Annotated in this window: 1 protein-coding gene and 1 pseudogene; both read right to left on the bottom strand. The window is 66.1% G+C overall.

Features of this window, described 5'->3' with window-relative positions:
* A partial coding sequence (locus tag W930_RS0125225) for a cbb3-type cytochrome c oxidase subunit I (RefSeq protein ID WP_028731427.1) occupies positions 1 to 435 on the bottom strand: 435 nt, incomplete at its 3' end.
* Between the two features lie 98 nt (positions 436 to 533).
* Positions 534 to 816, bottom strand: a pseudogene (locus W930_RS30560) (hypothetical protein); the annotation flags it as partial.

The following is an 816-nucleotide window of genomic DNA, read 5'->3' as shown; positions in this document are numbered from 1 at the left end:
GGCGCCGGTCGGTCCGCCCGGCACGAAGAAGCTCACCATGAGCACCACGACCGCCAGCAGGTAGACCCAGTAGCTGAGCATGTTCAGGAACGGGAAAACCATGTCGCGCGCGCCGACCATCAGCGGAATCAGGTAGTTGCCGAAGCCGCCGAGGGACAGCGCTGTGAGCAGGTAGATCACCATGATCATGCCGTGCATGGTGACGTACTGATAGTAATGATTCGCGTCGATGAACGAGAACTTGCCGGGAAAGCCGAGCTGCATGCGCATGAGGTTCGACAGGACCAGTCCGACCAGTCCCACGGCGATGGCGGTACACGCGTACTGCACCGCGATCACCTTGTGGTCCTGGCTCCAGACGTATTTCGTCCAGAAGCTTTGCGGGCCGCCGTGATAACCGCCGGCATGGGCCGTGCTGTCGGAATCGCCGGTCATGAGTCGTCTCCCTGATCTGGGTACTGCGTGTTTTGCGGATGCGTTCCGTTCCTCTGACTTGCCTGACGAAATGATGCCTGCCGCGATGTGGCACCGGTCTAGGGCGCTGGTCGAATCATCGGCACGCCCGGTCGTGCGGGGCGCGGCGGCGCCGGATTGCCCGATGAGCCCGGAGGCACCGCCAGCGGCGGCATGTTGGTGCGCGAGTCGTTCGGCAGCACGAGCCCCGGCGCCTGCCCCTGACGGCGCGCGGGCGGCCTTGGATCTGACGAGGTGCCGTTCGGGCCGGGTGGCGCGGCGGGTGTCAGCGGCGCATATTGCGCGGGCGGGCGCGGCGGCTGGAGCGTGTTCTGAGCGAGTTGCAGCGTCGCGGCCGCGACG

Source organism: Pandoraea sp. E26, from assembly GCF_000681415.1.
Taxonomy (GTDB): Bacteria; Pseudomonadota; Gammaproteobacteria; order Burkholderiales; family Burkholderiaceae; genus Pandoraea; species Pandoraea pnomenusa.
The sequence above is the reverse complement of the archived record's forward strand: the minus strand, read 5'-3'. Positions and strand labels throughout refer to the sequence as shown.